General features: G+C 42.4%; 16 protein-coding genes. 5 read left to right on the top strand and 11 right to left on the bottom strand.

The window, feature by feature from the left end:
• Positions 1-156: 156 nt before the first annotated feature.
• From V7K55_RS17785 to V7K55_RS17770, 4 genes are all read right to left on the bottom strand, one after another.
• Complete coding sequence (locus V7K55_RS17785; RefSeq protein WP_334833607.1) at positions 157-825, bottom strand: nucleotidyltransferase family protein; 669 nt, start codon at positions 823-825, stop codon at positions 157-159.
• 11 nt (positions 826-836) lie between these two features.
• On the bottom strand, positions 837-1994 hold the full coding sequence (locus V7K55_RS17780; RefSeq protein WP_334833605.1) for an XdhC family protein: 1158 nt from the start codon (positions 1992-1994) through the stop codon (positions 837-839).
• The gene (locus V7K55_RS17775; protein WP_334833603.1) at positions 1994-2299 is read right to left on the bottom strand and encodes a hypothetical protein; all 306 of its coding nucleotides are present in this window, start codon (positions 2297-2299) and stop codon (positions 1994-1996) included. Before V7K55_RS17775 ends, V7K55_RS17780 begins: the two co-directional genes overlap by 1 nt.
• Before the next feature lie 231 nt (positions 2300-2530).
• Complete coding sequence (locus tag V7K55_RS17770) at positions 2531-2908, bottom strand: DUF6632 domain-containing protein (RefSeq protein WP_334833601.1); 378 nt, start codon at positions 2906-2908, stop codon at positions 2531-2533.
• 381 nt (positions 2909-3289) lie between these two features.
• Between V7K55_RS17770 and V7K55_RS17765 the strand changes: the two genes are divergently transcribed.
• The gene (locus tag V7K55_RS17765; RefSeq protein WP_334833598.1) at positions 3290-3661 is read left to right on the top strand and encodes a hypothetical protein; all 372 of its coding nucleotides are present in this window, start codon (positions 3290-3292) and stop codon (positions 3659-3661) included.
• 179 nt (positions 3662-3840) lie between these two features.
• On the opposite strand, the gene V7K55_RS17760 is transcribed toward V7K55_RS17765, so the two are convergent.
• Genes V7K55_RS17760 through V7K55_RS17750 form a run of 3 tightly spaced genes read right to left on the bottom strand, consistent with a single transcriptional unit; the run spans position 3841 to position 7644 of the window.
• Positions 3841-6054, bottom strand: a complete 2214-nt coding sequence (locus tag V7K55_RS17760) for a xanthine dehydrogenase family protein molybdopterin-binding subunit (protein ID WP_334833595.1) — start codon at positions 6052-6054, stop codon at positions 3841-3843.
• On the bottom strand, positions 6051-7034 hold the full coding sequence (locus tag V7K55_RS17755) for an FAD binding domain-containing protein (RefSeq protein ID WP_334833592.1): 984 nt from the start codon (positions 7032-7034) through the stop codon (positions 6051-6053). Before V7K55_RS17755 ends, V7K55_RS17760 begins: the two co-directional genes overlap by 4 nt.
• Positions 7021-7644, bottom strand: a complete 624-nt coding sequence (locus tag V7K55_RS17750; protein WP_334833590.1) for a (2Fe-2S)-binding protein — start codon at positions 7642-7644, stop codon at positions 7021-7023. Before V7K55_RS17750 ends, V7K55_RS17755 begins: the two co-directional genes overlap by 14 nt.
• A 361-nt stretch (positions 7645-8005) precedes the next feature.
• On the opposite strand from V7K55_RS17750, the gene V7K55_RS17745 reads away from it, so the two are divergent.
• Positions 8006-9400 (top strand): collagen-like protein, encoded by a 1395-nt coding sequence (locus V7K55_RS17745; RefSeq protein ID WP_334833587.1) that lies wholly within the window; start codon positions 8006-8008, stop codon positions 9398-9400.
• Positions 9401-9403: 3 nt separating this feature from the next.
• Here the strand turns inward: V7K55_RS17745 and V7K55_RS17740 are convergent, their stop codons facing one another.
• A complete protein-coding gene (locus V7K55_RS17740; protein ID WP_334833585.1) occupies positions 9404-9964 on the bottom strand; it encodes a nitrate transporter in 561 nt (186 codons plus the stop codon).
• A gap of 880 nt (positions 9965-10844) precedes the next feature.
• On the opposite strand from V7K55_RS17740, the gene V7K55_RS17735 reads away from it, so the two are divergent.
• A complete protein-coding gene (locus V7K55_RS17735; RefSeq protein ID WP_334833583.1) occupies positions 10845-11609 on the top strand; it encodes a hypothetical protein in 765 nt (254 codons plus the stop codon).
• Between the two features lie 257 nt (positions 11610-11866).
• Here the strand turns inward: V7K55_RS17735 and V7K55_RS17730 are convergent, their stop codons facing one another.
• From V7K55_RS17730 to V7K55_RS17720, 3 genes are all read right to left on the bottom strand, one after another.
• Complete coding sequence (locus V7K55_RS17730) at positions 11867-14152, bottom strand: FUSC family protein (RefSeq protein WP_334833581.1); 2286 nt, start codon at positions 14150-14152, stop codon at positions 11867-11869.
• A gap of 195 nt (positions 14153-14347) precedes the next feature.
• A complete protein-coding gene (locus V7K55_RS17725; RefSeq protein WP_334833579.1) occupies positions 14348-14530 on the bottom strand; it encodes a high light inducible protein in 183 nt (60 codons plus the stop codon).
• A gap of 162 nt (positions 14531-14692) precedes the next feature.
• On the bottom strand, positions 14693-15616 hold the full coding sequence (locus V7K55_RS17720; protein WP_334833577.1) for an AraC family transcriptional regulator: 924 nt from the start codon (positions 15614-15616) through the stop codon (positions 14693-14695).
• A 239-nt stretch (positions 15617-15855) separates the two neighbouring features.
• Between V7K55_RS17720 and V7K55_RS17715 the strand changes: the two genes are divergently transcribed.
• Complete coding sequence (locus V7K55_RS17715) at positions 15856-16932, top strand: alpha/beta hydrolase (RefSeq protein WP_334833574.1); 1077 nt, start codon at positions 15856-15858, stop codon at positions 16930-16932.
• A 242-nt stretch (positions 16933-17174) separates the two neighbouring features.
• Positions 17175-17447 (top strand): DUF262 domain-containing protein, encoded by a 273-nt coding sequence (locus V7K55_RS17710; protein ID WP_334833572.1) that lies wholly within the window; start codon positions 17175-17177, stop codon positions 17445-17447.
• Positions 17448-17517: the final 70 nt, after the last annotated feature.

Here is a 17517-nt window from a genome sequence, read left to right as displayed (position 1 = left end):
ATTGGGCTTTTGAATAAAATAATGAATAATATTATAGCGGTTCTCAGTTGAGTGAGGTACAAGAACCCCACCCCCAACCCCCTCCCCGCAAGCGAGGAGGGGGCTATGATGTAACTTGTATGATTGGGAAACGCTATATTTTGGATGGGAAGTTTCTTAATTTAGGGACTTACACTTGACCTGAACTTCATCAGTCGCTCTGGTGATTGATAGCAATTGTTCGTAATCTTTTGGTGTATCAATATCGATATTCCCTAGAGGGAACTGAAGAGAAAATACTTCATTGATATTATCATTAATAACTTTTTTTGCTCCTGAAGTCTCTTGCAAAGCAGCAAGTTCTGAAAAAAATCTTTGGCTAAATAGAGCAGGTACACCTAATGTCCCTGCATATTCGCAAGCAATGATTGGTTTTTGGCTCGAATAATATGCATCAACTAGTTGATTGATAATTTGGGTAGAAACGAATGGCTGATCGCAAAGTGTAATCACTACTGCTTCGATTTTTTGCGGAAGATTATTTAATAATTCCAGACCGCTTTTGATGGAAGCACTCATTCCACAAGCCCAATCCAGGTTTTTAACTACTTGAACGGGAAGCTGCTTAATTTGGGGATAAATCTGTTCTGTATTTGCTCCAAGTACTATTACTACAGGTTTGCAAACTGAAGCGATCGCAATTTCTGCAATGTGATGTACAAAACTCCGTCCTTGATAAAGCAAGAGTTGTTTTGGTGTACCCATACGAGTAGATGCACCCGCCGCCAGAATTATAATAGCTATGCTTGATGTTTCAGTTTCTATTTGCTCGGTGGTCGATACCATAACAGATAATACTATGTCGCTAATAATAGATTGCAGTTGCTTTGATAACTTTGATGAATTGGTTGATTACGATATTTTAAAAAATTACTCTTGCGGTTTGTTAGCACTGCTTGAATTTCTGCAATGATGGCGATCGCTATTTCTTGTGGTGTATCTGCGCCAATATCAATCCCAACAGGACTATACAACCTATCCAATTGTTCGCTAGTAGAAGCTATTCCTTGGGTTGATAAATCTTGAAGTAATTTTTCTGTGCGATGCTTTGGCCCTAAAATACCAATGTAGCGTGCGGAAGATGGGAGCATCATCTTTAAAATTTCTAGATCGTCAAGATAATTATGGGTCATCACTACAGCTACAGTGCGATCGTCTATAAGAACTTGTTTATCTAAAATCTCTCGATTGCTAAGAATCACATCACAAGGCTGAGGAAATCGCGCTCTAGTTGCCTCATTAGCTCGACAATCGACTACAGCCACGTCCCAACCTAATGCTTGAGCAAACTCGGCTACGGGTACAGCGTCATAACCTGCACCAAATATAACTAATGGTGTAGGCGGTTGGATGACTTCGATGAAAACTTCTACATTACCTAAAGGTAACTGATAGTTGTTTACCCTTGACTTTTGATTAGCAAGGGCTGCTTGAGTATCTGCACTCAGAGATTTAATTAAATTTGGTTCTTGAATGTCAGTAATAATTTTACTGTTTGGATACAGCAGTAAGCGCGATCCAAGTTTGACATCTACCCCGCCTTCACAAGCAAAGACTGTAGCAATAGTACCCAAATGTTTTTGATGAAAGCACTCTTGTGTAAAAGCGATCGCATTGAGTGTACTTTCTGTCTCCAGCCGTTCGATGAGAACTTGCACTATCCCATTGCATCCCAAACCAAAGCCCCAAAGAATATCTTCAGAAGCAGTGCTATCGTAACTAACAACAATTGGTTTACCGTCCGACATTCGTTGTTTAGTATACTCAAATACGTCGTTCTCTAAGCAACCAGCGCTAATTGTGCCAATCATCCGACCTGTATCTGTCATCAACATTTTAGCACCCGGTCGGCGATAAGTTGAACCTTGAGTTTTAACTACAGTCGCAAGAAAAGTAATTTCACCACTTTTTTGACTTGACTCAAAGCCTTCTAAGATTGCTTGTAATTCGTTCATTAGACATTCTGGTTCCTTAATGATGAAATTTGGAACTTACGGAGTGCAAGTTGGAGTTGGGCTACTAGTTGAAGTTGCACGTTTATACTGTTTGCATAGGCGCTGCGGATCAGCTTGATATTTTCTTGCTTCTCTTTAATACTTCCAATGTGATATCCACCTAAGCCAATTACAGATACTTGTTCTCCGGTGCGTCCAAGGTTGCGATACAACATTTCGCCGCGTCGAGTTGGAGTGGCTGAATTTTGAGTTAACAGTTGAGTTTTTTGATCAACTGGTTCTGTTTGGGACAGAAGCGGCTGCAAAAATCCTTCCAAAACTGCAAGTCCTGCTGCTACTAATCCCAGGGTAAGCAGTTCTTAATAAACTGCATCTACTGATTTCCATAATTGTCTCCTACAAGTAACAACAGGAATGAGCCGAATCGTAGCACGGCTATGTGGCACAGAGAATCTAACTAAGGTGTGTTTTAAAACTTAATTGCGCCTTTAGTAGGTGTTGTTTAAAGCTGCTTTTTGATCGAATTCCATGCCCATTCACGTACTTGACACCACTTTGCGAGGCGCTAAAAAGCCCAGGACAATTGCTACCAAAAACAATGCTGGAATATCACCAAACAAGTGTCCATGTTCAACAGGGTCAATTACTGCATGTACCGCCATAATTAGCCCGTGGACTAAACTTGACCAAACGGTGAACCAGATTAAACTGAGGTAAGCTTCTGGTTGCCTTGAAGCCAACAGCAAAAAGATACCAAGCGTCGCATAAACACCAACGATCATCTGTTCGTATTCGTGCTGACCTGGTTGCCATAACCAGCCCGATTCCCAGACCTGAGTTAGCGGATAGATAAGTAAAAAAACTATTCCAAAAAGAACCAGAGCGATTCGTAAGTACCGATCGCGCCCATCCATTGCTTTAACCTCCGCTATTTTCTAGTGCAGTCTCTATTAACAAAACTGGATAATCTTCTGATTGTATTCCCACTAGTGATACTTCAGCTTTGGAGTGTTAAAAATTTTAATGCTCTTTGTAGTTTAAAACTGATTCAACTGTGAGTTGCAAGTCGATGCGTTATGAATGCAAGTCAATGCGTTATGAATGCAAGTCGATGCATTATGAATGCAAGTCAATGCGTTATGAATGCAAGTCAATTCATTATGAATGTAAGTTGATGCGTTATGAATGCAAGTCAATTCATTATTAAAACTTAATTAATTTTAAAAGTTTAGGCTACTGATAGTTTTTGAGTTGCAATGGGTACATTAAATATAATCCATACCACTTGTACATCTATGACTATCCAAGACACAACACGTCGTTTGCGCCCTCAAACCATTAGTCAAGATATTAGCTCATTCCACGGTTTGCAAACCGTCAGCACCTACAATACAACTCGTGCTGATGCTTCATCTGCAAAGTTACAAGAAGTTTATCAGGTGATGTTAATTTCTCAACAAACCGAAACTGAGAAACTAGCTTTATACCGTGCTGCTGCTGATGCTGCCCGATTAGCAGAATGGGAATTTCATAATGCTGTATTAGCCATGAAAGAAGTTGTGCGCGGGCAATATGGCTCAGATAGCGATCAAGCTCAAGCAGTGGGACTGAAGAAGAAATCAGATCGCAAGCGTCCTTCTCGTAAAAAGGTAGTTGCGATGGTGTAACCGCCTGATGGAGGGCAGGGGAGCAGGGGAGCAGGGGAGGCAGGGGGGCAGGGGGGCAGGGGGCAGAGGGAGATGAGGGAGATGAGGGAGATGAGGGAGAGAAGGGGGAATTATTGAATAAGTCTCTTCTTTGTCTCCCCTCTCTTTCTTGTCTCTTCTTCATGCCCAATGCCCAATGACTACAGCAATTTATCTAATGTGATTGGCAAATCACGAACCCGCTTGCCTGTGGCATGATAAACGGCGTTGGCGATCGCCGCCGCAGTGCCGGTAATGCCAATTTCACCAATCCCTTTAACACCAAGTGGATTGATATGTGGATCGTGTTCATCGACAAACAACACCTCAATATCGGGAACGTCTGCATTCACTGGTACGTGATACTCAGCTAAATCATGGTTAACAACCCGTCCAAAGTTCGGGTCTATTACCGTCTGTTCCATCAGTGCCATACCGATACCGTAGACAATCCCACCGATGAGTTGACTATTGGCTGTTTTAGCGTTGAGGATGCGGCCAACACCAAAGCTTCCCACCCAGCGCGTTACTCGCACTTCGCCAGAATCAGGGTTAACGCGGACTTCGGCAAACTGCGATCCAAATGAGTGCATTGAGAACTTCTTTTGTTCGTCTCCAGGCTTGGCATCTGCACGCGCTTCGATTGCTTTCATTCCATGTCGTGCCAAGATTGCTTGATATGTTTCGGTTGCGGAGGATTTATTTTTTAAGAAAAAGCTGCCATTTTCGGCAATCACATCTTCAGCTTTTGAACTATAAAGGGGAGATTGTTGATCGGCAAGTGCTAGTTGCAAAAGCTGACTACGAGCTTGATTTCCCGCTAAATATACAGCCGAACTTACACTAGCGGCGGTTTGTGAACCACCGGAAACGGGGGTTTTTGGCATCTCAGTATCGCCTAGCTCAAAGCGAACTTTCTCAACTTGTAGACCAAGCGCCTCAGCTGCAACTTGAGTCATGACAGTATAAGTTCCCGTACCAATATCTTGAGAACCGCTTTGCACAACTGCTGTGCCGTCCGCCATAATTTTAGCGATCGCTGATGCTGGAGAACGATTGGTAGGATAAGTAGCTGTAGCCATCCCCCAACCAATCAAATAATTGCCGTCTCGCATCGAACGGGGTTTAGGATTACGCTTTTGCCAGCCAAACTTTTCTGCTCCTGTCTTGTAGCACTGAATGAGTGACTTGCTCGACCAAGGCAGTCCTTTACTAGCATCGATATCAGCATGGTTACGTAAACGCAGTTCCACCGGATCGATATTGAGCGCATAAGCTAGTTCGTCCATTGCCGATTCTAAAGCGAAAGACCCAGAAGCTTCACCTGGCGCACGCATAAAGGTTGGTGTTCCTTGATCTAGCTGAACCAGACGATGGCTAGTTTCGATATGCGGACAAGCGTAAATCATCCGTGCAGTCTTAGCAACAGGTTCAATGAATTCATCAAAAGTTGAAGTCTGGGAAGTGCCTGTGTGTCGGAGTGCAGTTAATTTTCCTTCGCGGGTGGCACCTAAAGAAACCTGTTGAATTGTCTCTGGTCGAAAGCCAACAGGCCCATACATTTGTATCCGTCCCAAAACTAATTTTACTGGACGATTAACCTGTCGGGCTGCGATCGCGGCTAGTGGCACATGCGACCAAGCCGACCCTTTGCAACCAAAGCCACCGCCAACAAAGTAAGACATAACGCGGACTTTCTCTGGCTCAATCCCTAATACCCCCGCAACTTTTTGTTGATCCGAAAAGATTCCCTGAGTTGCGTCATACAGTAGTAGTTCATCGCCTTGCCAAACTGCTGTTGTGGCGTGAGGCTCCATCGGATTGTGATTTTCGATTGGTGTAGTATAAGTTTGCTCGACGCGCACAGCCGCATTCGCTAGTCCCTGATTGACATCGCCATGAGATGAATCGGGCGATTGCTCTCCAGGCATTTTACCTTTAGGTAAGTATGCCTTAGCCAGGTTATCCCGCATATTGATAGTGGGTTTTTCTTCGTCATAGCGGACTTGCACCAGCGATGCAGCGTACATAGCCCGTTCAAAGGTATCGGCAACAATAACACCAATGTGCTGACCGCTATAAAGCACAACGTTATCTTGCAGCACTTGCAGCTTGCGACCCCCGCCCTTTTCTCCATCAGCTTTGGGCGCGTTGAGGTGGGTAATTACCGCTAGCACACCCGGTACTTGTTCCGCCGCCTTCGTATCGATTTGGGCAATCTTACCCTTGGCGATCGTGCTTTGAATTGTGACTCCATAAGTCATTTTTGCTACCGGGAACTCTGCCGCATAGCGAGCGCCACCCGTGACTTTGAGATAGCCATCAACTCGATTGAGCGGCTTGCCAACAACTTTATTTTTATCCCCTGTATTCATGCCATCCCTCCTACTGTTGTCAGCGCCTTAACAATGGTGCGTCTAGTCAGTTCAACCTTAAATGCGTTGTATTTTTGAGGTTTAGCTCCAGCAACGGCGGCATTTGCTGCTGCTTGAAATGCTGCCTGGTTTGCTGGCTTATTCACAAGCGCTTTTTCCGCATCGTAAGCACGCCAAGGCTTTGTACCTACGCCACCTAAAGCAATGCGTGCCGAGCGAATGATCCCATCTTGAATATCTAATGCCGCCGCCACCGATGTCATTGCAAAGGCATAAGAGGCGCGATCGCGGACTTTTAAATAGTGCGATCGCTTCGCAAAGTTTGAAGCAGGTAAATCAACGGCAACAATTAACTCTCCATGTTGGAGAACTGTTTCTCGTTCGGGTGTCTCACCTGGTACAAGATGAAAATCTACCAGTGGAATACTGCGCTCTCCATTAGGAGAGCGTGTTTGCACAACTGCATCAAGTGCTACCATTGCCACCGCCATATCAGAAGGATTAGTGGCAATACAGCGATCGCTACCGCCAAAAATTGCATGAATCCGGTTGTAACCTTCAATGGCCGCACAACCGGAACCGGGAACGCGCTTGTTACATGGCATTGAGGTGTCGCGGAAGTAGTAGCAACGGGTACGTTGTAGTAAATTTCCCCCCACTGTTGCCATGTTTCGCAGTTGCGGTGATGCTCCAGACAATAACGCTTCTGACAGCACAGGGTAACGTTGTTGAACTATGGCATCATAAGCAACATCGCTATTGCGTGCCATTGCTCCAATCCGCAGATTGTTACCTTGCATTTCTATCTTGCTTAGTGGGAGTGGGTTAATGTCAACCAACTCAGTTGGCGTTTGCACATTCAACTTCATTAAATCGATGAGGCTGGTACCACCTGCAAGATACGAAGCTCCGGCATCTGGAGCCACCAAAGCCACGGCATTTTCAGCAAGTCCGGCTTTTTTATAGTTAAACGGCTGCATCTTTTTTTCCTTCTAAGACATCACGAATAGCAGCCACGATATTTGGATAAGCACCGCAACGGCAGATATTGCCGCTCATCAATTCCCGAATGTCGGCATCTGATTTAGCGTGTCCTTCCTTGACTAAACCCACTGCCGAACAAATTTGTCCCGGTGTGCAGTAGCCGCACTGAAATGCATCGCGGGCAACAAACGCAGCTTGCATCGGGTGCAAATTATTTCCTTGCTCCAATCCTTCAATAGTTGTGATAGCAGCATCTGTGTGCATAATGGCAAAAGTCAGGCATGAGTTAACACGCCGCCCATCAACCAGCACCGTACAAGCACCGCATTGACCGTGGTCGCAACCTTTTTTACTACCAGTTAGCCCAATGTATTCCCGTAGTGCATCAAGTAAAGTAACACGTGGTTCAATCTGCAAACTATGTGCTGTTCCGTTCACTTTCAGCGTCACCTTCATAGTTTTAGGTATCGAACTTTTCAGCATTGGAGTAGTTTTTTTGATCGGAGTTTGTGCTCCACTTTTTCCCACAAAATTACTGGTCGTAGCCGCTACTGTGCTGACGAACATTAATTGACCTAGCCTGCGGCGTTTTAGCCTAAACTTCATGTTTTTACTCCATTCTGTTTTTGTTGGTAATAATTAATATTGAGTAATTTTCATAGCTTAAATTCTTTGTAAAAACAACTTTTTCTTACAAGCAAACGTTTTCCTCAAAATGACATTGTTAACAGAATACAATCTCGTCTTGTTCTCGTCTCTCTACCAGAAGATTTATGCCATAAGTATCATCAATTATCATCCTGTTCTGGAATTAACAATGTTTTCATTCGATAAATGAACTCTTCCCGATCTCAAGCTATGTCTTTGTACTTTCCCTCGACTGAGAATTCTGTGGACAAAAGGGAGCAAGTTGTTGAAAGTCAGCGTCAATAATAGATAATTCAACTAAAGTTTTAGGTGTAACTAGATGCACAATGGTTTTAGGAGTAAGCTGCCACTACTGCTAACATTCTGCTTATTTACGAGCTTTTTACCTGCTTCTGGTTCAGTTCTATGTCCAGCCGTTGCCTCTGACGAATACTATAAAGTAGCCAGAAATGATGCTAGAGATGGACGCACAGGAAGCAATGGGCGATCGGGTAGAAGCGGTGAAAACCAAAATATTTTTGTTAATGGTTCAACCGTTAATCTTGACTTATCGGGTAAAGATGGTGAAGACGGGGAAGATGGCGAACATGGCGATCGACCTGACTGTGGTTATCAACGCGATCGCGTCAGCCATGATATAAATGCACCAAATGGTGGCAATGGCGGTAACGGTGGTAAGGGAGGAGATGGAGGAAATGGTGGTTCCATCACAGTCTATTACAGCAATTTGGCAGACTTACGAAACATTTCTATCCGCGCAACTGGCGGGGAAGGCGGACGCGGCGGTAGAGGTGGAAACGGTACAGAAGGTTGTCACTGTCACAGGCGAAGTTGGGAAGTGAAAACTTGTACAGGAACGCCTGGTAGCTCTGATTACAAGTGTACTGATAAGACTTATCGATGTAGCGACGGTAACGATGGGCGAGATGGCAGCGATGGTAGCGATGGTAGCCAAGGACGCTTAGGAACTTTAAGTATTGTGAATGGCAAGGAAGCTTTGGCCGCTGATACTCCAACAGTGCAGCTAGCAATTTCGGAACTGACAAATAAACCAGTAAACCTCTCAAAGAACAAGTGGAATCAACGCATTGGGGCAACTTCTCTACTTGCGCCTGGTTCTGCGATCGCAGATGATTATCGAGAGTTTGAACAGCGTCTAGAAGAAACTTTTCAAATAGTTTGGCAAGAAAGACAACCCATAACCAGCTTTGGCAATCAAGCTGTCACACTTAATTTAACTGACAACAAACAAGTAGAAGTAACTTTTGCCGAGGACTTATGGGTTGATGGTAACACCAAAAATGAAGCTAACTTAACAACATTTACCGTTAACCATGCCATTCCCCAAAAAGATGTCACCCGGTTAGCTGTAGCAGAGTTTGCTGAAGCAGGACAAAACCTCAACTTAAAAATAGTTGATTTGGCAGCAAAATCTGATGCGATTAATACTCAGTTTCGCATCAAATTCTTAGCAAAGGATAACTTGTACGGTTCTTCTAGCTACAAAACTGAATATGAAGGAGATATTCCCAACGAACTTGTGACTCGTGACTACAATCGTTTTACTCTAGCTTTGGGCAAGCTCAAAATTCCTGACGAAGCTTTACGCCCTGGTGTCAATGTTGATATTGAAGTCGTAGCAACTCGTTCTTTGGGAATACGTTCGGCCAAGCAAACTATTAGCTGGCAGGGTGCAATCCGCAAGCCTAGATAAAATTTAAGAAGATTTTTTCCCATCTGAAACTATTTGTGACAGAATATAGGCTGCGAAATCTAGTAACTGATCCAGCAAAAAGCCAATGATCCCAATATAGAGAATCACCTGGATTATATAATCAGCATTCCCAGCTTTATAAGCTTCCCAGAGGGTAAAACCAAGTCCTTTTGGGCCTGCTAACATTTCTATAGAAATAACTAGAAACCAGGCTACCCAAATACTAACTTTCAAGGCATGAAATATATGGAATATAGCTACTCGAAAGTTATTATTCTGTCTCTGAAAATGTCGCATACCGATTGCTGTATTAATAATCATCGTCCAGAGAGTTCCGATAAAAACTACTGAAGTAGCAGCCGATTCGCTCTCTTGAAACACTATTAAGGCAATAGGTAGCAAAGCTATAGGAGGGATACTATGTGGTATCTGAAATATCAGCCGAAATAGCTGATAAATCATGCTATTTATCCCTACTAAATATCCGATAAAACTACCCAAGACGGCAGCTGGAATATAACCCACAAATAACCGTTGTAGGCTAGCTAAAATGTCTAAAAACATATATTATCTCTGCCTCAGTTCTCATGGAAAACATTTAGAAAACACTGCGGCAACAACACCAAATAGTAGAGAGAAAAATGTGCTAAATTACACGTTACATTTGAAAAGTACAAGATTTTTATATCTTCTCGCCTCTGACGATTAATCAAAATCACTTAAGTATTATTACGATGTGCGAGTAGTAATACAAAGAAGAGCTAAAACTTGACTTTAGTAAACTTTATCAGAAAAATAAATCCTGATTAGTAAATTAAATACAATTTCCAGATTTAACTTCCTTGATGATTGTAGTACAAATTCTTTGTGAAGCTTTACCAAATCTATCTTGGTGAGACTTCATGTTTTGCCCTTTATCGTTGGGATAAATCTTAGATGTAATCGGTCAAAAGACGAGTATATAAAACTTTTAATATTAAATAAGTAGCAAAATTTGTTATTAGCAATACAGAATTCTTAGAAAAGATTTTACAGTAATCTGATAAATCTCTGTGCATTTTCTTCTTCAAAAATTAGAAAAGCAGGGATAAACCAAGTACATAAATAAATTAGGACTATTACACAACAGCTTAAAGGGGTTAATCCTAAATATTAGAGCCTATTTATAAAGTAAATAAAAAGTTAGGGTGTGTTACGCCTAGCCATTAGGTAACACTGTAATAACATCCATCTTTGGGATACTCTTTCTTTAGATTAAGTATTAACTCTCTAGAGATAGAGCCAGTTGCCCGATCTCAGAGGTTATTCTGATGATTACCAACAGTTGGGTAGCAAATAAAACTCAATATTTATCAGCAACATATATCTTTCAACTCATTAAAACCTCTTGTTTTTACAAAGTTTTAGTTTCTCAATATCGTATTCAGGAGTGAAATCAACAGCTATGTCTATTCCAAACGAAGGCGAAATCAAAAACAGTGAAGTCAAGCAAGAATCCTACACTGATACTAATGGTAATACTCACACCCATCTGACACGAAGCAGTGAAACGGTTAACAAAAGCACAGCTAATCCCAATTCTTACCAAAACGGTTATGTAGAAGGTCAAAATAATGAGCGTAGATACCAGCAAGCTGATTTAGCCGAGCGTGACGAGAAGAATGCTAGTGGTGGTTTGTTGTTGGGTATTATCGTTACTTCTCTGCTTGGTTTGATTATAGGTGGGGTCTGGTACTTCAACCAGAGTAATAAGGCAGCAGTTGACAATACTGTACCGGTTTTGGTTCCTGTACCAAGTAGTAGCAGCAGTCCAACCCCTAGCGCCTCTGCATCTCCTCAACCACAAACGACGATAATCGAAAGAACTAGGGAAGTACCAGTACCAGTACCCGTACCTGTACCACAACCGCAGGTTATAACGCCTGCACCTCGTCAACCAGATATTAATATTACTCTTCCACCCCAGCAGCCTGCGGCAGAAAAAGCGCCTTCTGTAACCCAGCCAACTCCTAAAGCGACACAAAGTCCAACGAGTAATACTTCTACTTCGCAAAATGAGGGCGGTACTTCTAGTACTACTGTCACCCCAAGTACGAAAAATGATGCCTCTAAAACTACTCCACCTCAAGGAGCAGACAAGTCAAATAATACATCTAATAGTGGTTCTTCTACCACAGGTGATACTACTACAAGCGGTTCTGGTCAATAACAGCTTTTGAACTTCGATCCCACTTGATAATACTCGCATTCATGCCAACGTATAATTAAGTGGGGCAATTTTAAGAAATATTTGTGAATTGTCGCAACAAATTAATAGTATTTAGGACTTACGCACCAAGAAATGTAGGGGCAATTCATGAATTGCCCCTACGGTAAATCAAGGCTTTCACAGCCTTTTTGCGTAAATCCTGTTTGGATTAAAAATAGGGGTTTTTGACCCTACTGAGAAAGTTATTTCTTCTTCCTTTATTCTTGTAGACGAGCAATTACACAGTGCATAACTTTAATTTCATTAACAATTCGATCCAGTTCTGTGGATAAGGGAGTTTGTTCTCGAACGGCTTGTAATGTAGAAGTTAAAGTTTGGGAATTTCTGGCAATCTCTGATAATCGAGCGGTATGTAGCTGCTCAATTTGGTTGTGAATTACTTCAAGATAGCTATCTAACGCTGGTAACGGTTGGGGTGGCTGTCTTTGCCCAAGGGCATCTGCTAAGTTTTCCAAAACTTGAATAATGATATCAGTAAGTAGCTTGATTTCAGTAAATTGGTACTCGCCGCTAAATTCCCGCTTATGTTCTGCCAGAGTTGTAACCGAACTGAAAAAGCCACGAATGTATGTTATCAGCGTCATTACAGGTTCGATTTCTCCCTGAATGTGACGCGGTTCGCTGAATAATCGTTGAGCCGCAGCGTTAGCGTTGACGTTTTCTAGTGCCGCTTGATGGCGTAGCATATTCATCGAATCAGCAGACGCATCTTGTTCTGGATGCAGATAATTAGCAATAACCTGTTGAAAGTAGGCAAGATTAGCTCTAATTGTCTTTTCCAGTTGTGCGGGAAGTTGTTGTCGTTCCCAACTGGGAAAAAGCAAATAGCTGCCAAGCAATGCTAAGACTCCGCCAATTAAGCTATCGACAATCCGCAATACGCCAACTTCCCAGCCACCTGCCCTAATAAGATTGAGTAGTAAGATGATGGCAGGAGTTAACAAAATAATAAATATGCTGTAACTTAACGATCGCACCGCCATCGCAACAAACACCAGAAACAAAAAACAAACCGCAATTGCTAATGTATTCTTAAGCAGTAAAACCAAAGTAATACCAATAATCCCACCCAAAATAGTCCCAACTACTCTTTGTACTGTCGTCTCAGACGTTCCCCCAAAGTTTGGTTTGAGTGCAACTAAAGCCGTTAGCGTTATCCAGTAACCTCTAGGTAGTGGCAATACTGAGGCAAGTAATTCCGCGAAGGTTACGATCAGCGCGAGGCGCAACGCATGACGAAAGAGGACTGACTCAAAAGTGAAGTTCTGCCGCAGTGTATCAATAATTGCAGTCGGCTCTGACTGGGCTGGGGGAGAAATATCTCGCTGGGTAATACTGCCCTGTTTTCCCTGGATTAAATCTGTTACAACATCAGCATCAGTATGAATTTGCTGTGCTAACTTTGTCAGGCTGGCTGTAATCTTCCTAATGTTGACTACATCGGGATATTCATCTATCTGAAGATTTATCGTTTGATTGAAGACTTGAGCGCGGAGAACTTCCCACTGGTACTCTAGTGCTTCAACTGTCCGATCTAGATCCCCTAAGTGAACTGAGTTTTTTCCTTTATATATCGCTTCTGACAACATTTGCAAAGCTATTGCCAATTGTTCTATCACTTGCTGAATTTCTTCCTGCAATCGATAAAATAGTTGATGTTCGGATGCGATCGCTAACAGTTCGCTCAGTGCAACAACAGAATTGACAATTTGATTGACATCCTCAATTAATACAAGTAACTGATTTCCCCGCAGGGTAGCTCCTCTTTGCCTAGTCCAAATAGTTGTCCAGACACTACGAGCAGATGTCAAATCCTGGATGACGGTATCTTGAGCTTGTAAAAATTGCCGTGTCCACTCCTGACGCTCATTTGGGTTTACTCCTCTCTGGCTTGCCAAGTTTACAAATTGGCTCAACGAGAGATAACAGTTAGCAACTATCTGCATTGCCGGCACATCAGGACGCACCGCCCATAACCCTAATAACAAAAAACTTGTCCACGCACCACCAGCTAGACATAACGCACAGTGCAGGATAAGAGTAGACAAATTAGAAAATGAAGCAAATTTAGCAAGGGAGATGACAAACATGATCGATGTAATCAAGCTGACAGATGCAGCCACGTTGCCATAGAGACTTGCTAGACCTGAGATAAATATTACTAAGAAAGTTGTTGGGATGGCTAACCAGAGATGATTACTAACCAAACTGGCGATTAGGAACATCAAAGTTACCCCAATCGTAGCTGCTATCATAGCAGTGGCTCTCTGGCGATAGGCTCCGTCAACATTTACCATTCCAACAAACCAAGCAGCCATTGTAGCGATCGCACTTTCAGCCGCATGATTAGTAATAATGCCAATTCCAATGGGGACACCCAAGATGAAAAGGCTACGCAATCCTGATAAAATGGCGGGCTTACCCGGCTTGAGTTGAAACTGCTGCAACAACCAACTGAGAGGACGTTTATCTGTAGATTGCATTATTTAAGCTGGCGACTATAAACAAAGCAGATCGCCTCTTACAGCATTTTAAACAAAATCATATCCATATTAACTTTCCCGTTTAGTCGTGTATCAATACAGAGAAACAAGGGGTAAAATCCCCTTGTTTGAAACCTGCCAAGACAAGTAAAGTCTCGTATAGACGCGGTTTCTAACCGCCTATTTCACGTTAACTTAGAGGATGCCCCAGAAATGGAGTAAGCCTTGACCAGAAAAAGCTTCAATCAAAATTGCAGATAGAAAACCAATCATTGCAAGCCGACCGTTCCAATTTTCACTCTGAGGAGTGAAGCCAAAACGCACTGCATTAGGATCTTCTGAAACAATAGGCGTAGTAGGATTCTTAAAACCTGTCATCAGTAAAACTCCAAAGTTCAAATTTTGTAGCAGTTGTAACTGTCTGTAAAGTAATGTAACAGATGTTTAAAAAAATGCAACATTGAGTGAATAAAGAAAAGCTGAAAATAATACGATCCTAAAGACGCGATTTATCGCGTCTCTTACCTTAATTGAACAGTATTACCCTAAATTGCTTCGCAGCTTGGCGATGTCACGATGCGGGGGAATACCAAATAGTTTTTTATATTCCCGGCTGAAATAAGATGCGTCATCGTAACCGACGCGAAAGCTGGCGATCGCCACGTCCATATTTTCGCCGAGCATCAGACGGCGTGCTTCCTGAAGCCGTATTTGTTTCTGGAACTGCAAGGGACTCATTGCCGTAACAGACTTGAAATGAGAGTGAAAGCTTGACACGCTCATGCCGAGTTCGCGGGCTGTATCTTCGATTTTCAACGGCAGATCGATGTTCTCGCGGATTTGCTTGACCACCCTGGAGATGCGCTGCGCGTCGCCTTCGGTAGTGATAAGCTGACCCAGGCGTGCGCTCTGTTTTCCCTTTAAAAGCCGATAGATGATCTCGCGGATGATGAGCGGCGCGAGAAACTTCATTTCGTCCGGCGTGTCAAATAGTTTCACCAATTTGACGACTGCATCGAGTAAATCGGCATCAACCGGGCTAACATCCATCGCCTTGACTCCGGCATCGCTTTTTTTTGTTTCGATGCCGGATTCAATCATCACCGCAGCAACAAGTGCCGGATCGAGGTCTATCCGAAGATTTAAATAGGGTTTTTCCTGGGACGCTTCGACGACATTACTCATAATCGGCAAATCAAGCGTCGAGATTAAGTAATGACCGGAATCATAGTGAAATAATTCATCGTTCAAAAGCACATCCTTGCTGCCCTGCGCGATGACGCAGAAGGCGGGCTTTAATACGGATATCTGGCTCTCGGTCGGTTTCGACGATTGATATATGAAAATGCCCGGAAACACTTCCAAAAGGCTGTTTTCGAGAGCGAGACGAATCATTCTTTCGATCAAATCTTCCCGATTGATCTGCATCTTTCGCTTTTCAAATTCTGCTTCTTTTTGGTTCATAAATTCATCTTAAATGCTTTGTTTCTCTTCAGCACGTGACGCGGCGGATTTTAGAGAATTGTCCGGTTTTTTTCGATTAACGTCCTTACACTATCCGTTTTCACGCCCATATAATTGAACTCATACAGCAAACGTTAGAACGTTGCTGATAAAAAGCAGATTAATATTTGGAGAAATTTAAGATTAATAGAGCAATAATTTCAATCTGTAAATCTGATAATTAAAAGAAGAAAAATTATATGAAACATATATTAATTTTAGGGATGATGACTCTTATGATAACCGGGCAGTCTTACACACAAGCAGAACAAAAAGAACAATCAAAAGCAACAAAAGAAATGGAACAAATAACACCAAAGGGATATACAACTTTTAAAGTAAGCGACAACGTTACGATGTATAAGGTTACTTTTAAAAACCAATACAAAATGGATGTTGCGGGACATCTATTTATTCCCAATAATTTAGATCGGAGTAAAAAACATTCGGCGATCGTTGTTGGGCATCCTATGGGAGCAGTAAAAGAACAAAGTGCTAACGTGTATGCTGCAAATATGGCTGAACGAGGGTTTGTGACTTTATCTCTTGACTTGTCTTTCTGGGGTGAAAGTGAGGGCGAACCACGCAACGCTGTTGCGCCTGATATTTATTCTGAAGATTTCAGTGCAGCAGTTGATTTTCTTGGGACGCGTCCATTTGTTGACAGAAACCGAATCGGAATAATTGGAATTTGTGGTAGCGGAAGCTTTGTGATCAGTGCCGCTAAGATTGATCCGCGAATGAAAGCGATCGCAACTGTCAGCATGTATGACATGGGAGCAGCGAGCCGCAATGCGCTTAATCTTTCGCAAACCCTAGAGCAGAGAAAGAAAATCCAAGAGGAGGCTGCAAAGCAACGTTATGTAGAGTTTACCGATGGTGAAACCAAATACACGGGTGGGACTGTACATAGGTTAGATGAAAACACACACCCTATCCAGCGTGAGTTTTATGATTTCTACCGTACACCGAGAGGTGAATACACGCCTAAAGGAGGATCGCCGGAACTCACAACGCACCCGACGCTAAGTAGTAACGTTAAGTTTATGAATTTTTATCCGTTTAATGATATAGAAACGATTTCCCCTCGTCCTATGCTTTTCATCACAGGTGATAAGGCTCACTCAAAAGAGTTTAGTGAGGATGCTTACAAACGTGCAGCCGAACCCAAAGAATTGTATATCATTCCGAAAGCAGGACACGTTGATTTATATGACAGAGTTGAGTTAATTCCCTTTGATAAACTCACGTCATTTTTTACCGAGCATTTAAAGTAACGTGAGTTTGGGATAAGAACCGAATAATTATTCAAGAAACCGTCGTTGTATCTCAAACGACGGTTTCTTTTCAAGTAATTTCAACACTCATATAATTCCTTAAATAAACCGCAAAACCGTAGGTTCACTCATTGTATATAACTTGAGTTGATTCAGTCTGGCGATCGCAGTAATAGTGAGTTAAACTGCGTTTGATTAGGGAAAATTGCATCAGATTATACTTAAGTAGTACTTGAAATTCTATGCCAGTAGCCATTCACGCCACAGAAAAAGCACTATTCAAGGTTTTTAGTAACGACTTTGCCTTTTCCATACCGGCTTATCAGCGTCCTTATGCATGGACAAAAGACCAAGCAAGTGAGTTGTTAAATGATTTATTGTCTTTTTTAGGGGATGATTCAGAAGCTATAGCCGATACTAACTCTTATTTTTTGGGGAGTATAGTTTTGATTAAAGGTGAAGATGATCCTAAAGCCGATGTAGTTGATGGACCAGCAATTCTCATTTTGAAATAAATAGAGTATTAACCCCATTTTGAAAATCAAAATGTAGTACAAAATAACTATTTTTTTAGAGAAAGGAGAT

The sequence above is a fragment of the Nostoc sp. genome, assembly GCF_036919895.1.
In the GTDB taxonomy this organism is placed as follows: Bacteria; Cyanobacteriota; Cyanobacteriia; order Cyanobacteriales; family Nostocaceae; genus Nostoc.
This window is presented reverse-complemented; position numbering and strand designations above follow the sequence as displayed.

Excerpts from the sequence above, each read along its gene's own strand:
- V7K55_RS17710 (WP_334833572.1), top strand. The coding sequence starts at position 17,175 with ATGCCAGTAGCCATTCACGCCACAGAAAAAGCACTATTCAAGGTTTTT.
- V7K55_RS17760 (WP_334833595.1), bottom strand. The coding sequence starts at position 6,054 with ATGAATACAGGGGATAAAAATAAAGTTGTTGGCAAGCCGCTCAATCGA.
- V7K55_RS17725 (WP_334833579.1), bottom strand. The coding sequence starts at position 14,530 with ATGACAGGTTTTAAGAATCCTACTACGCCTATTGTTTCAGAAGATCCT.
- V7K55_RS17745 (WP_334833587.1), top strand. The coding sequence starts at position 8,006 with ATGCACAATGGTTTTAGGAGTAAGCTGCCACTACTGCTAACATTCTGC.
- V7K55_RS17755 (WP_334833592.1), bottom strand. The coding sequence starts at position 7,034 with ATGCAGCCGTTTAACTATAAAAAAGCCGGACTTGCTGAAAATGCCGTG.
- V7K55_RS17750 (WP_334833590.1), bottom strand. The coding sequence starts at position 7,644 with ATGAAGTTTAGGCTAAAACGCCGCAGGCTAGGTCAATTAATGTTCGTC.
- V7K55_RS17785 (WP_334833607.1), bottom strand. The coding sequence starts at position 825 with ATGGTATCGACCACCGAGCAAATAGAAACTGAAACATCAAGCATAGCT.
- V7K55_RS17715 (WP_334833574.1), top strand. The coding sequence starts at position 15,856 with ATGAAACATATATTAATTTTAGGGATGATGACTCTTATGATAACCGGG.
- V7K55_RS17735 (WP_334833583.1), top strand. The coding sequence starts at position 10,845 with ATGTCTATTCCAAACGAAGGCGAAATCAAAAACAGTGAAGTCAAGCAA.
- V7K55_RS17730 (WP_334833581.1), bottom strand. The coding sequence starts at position 14,152 with ATGCAATCTACAGATAAACGTCCTCTCAGTTGGTTGTTGCAGCAGTTT.
- V7K55_RS17720 (WP_334833577.1), bottom strand. The coding sequence starts at position 15,616 with ATGAACCAAAAAGAAGCAGAATTTGAAAAGCGAAAGATGCAGATCAAT.
- V7K55_RS17780 (WP_334833605.1), bottom strand. The coding sequence starts at position 1,994 with ATGAACGAATTACAAGCAATCTTAGAAGGCTTTGAGTCAAGTCAAAAA.
- V7K55_RS17740 (WP_334833585.1), bottom strand. The coding sequence starts at position 9,964 with ATGTTTTTAGACATTTTAGCTAGCCTACAACGGTTATTTGTGGGTTAT.
- V7K55_RS17765 (WP_334833598.1), top strand. The coding sequence starts at position 3,290 with ATGACTATCCAAGACACAACACGTCGTTTGCGCCCTCAAACCATTAGT.
- V7K55_RS17770 (WP_334833601.1), bottom strand. The coding sequence starts at position 2,908 with ATGGATGGGCGCGATCGGTACTTACGAATCGCTCTGGTTCTTTTTGGA.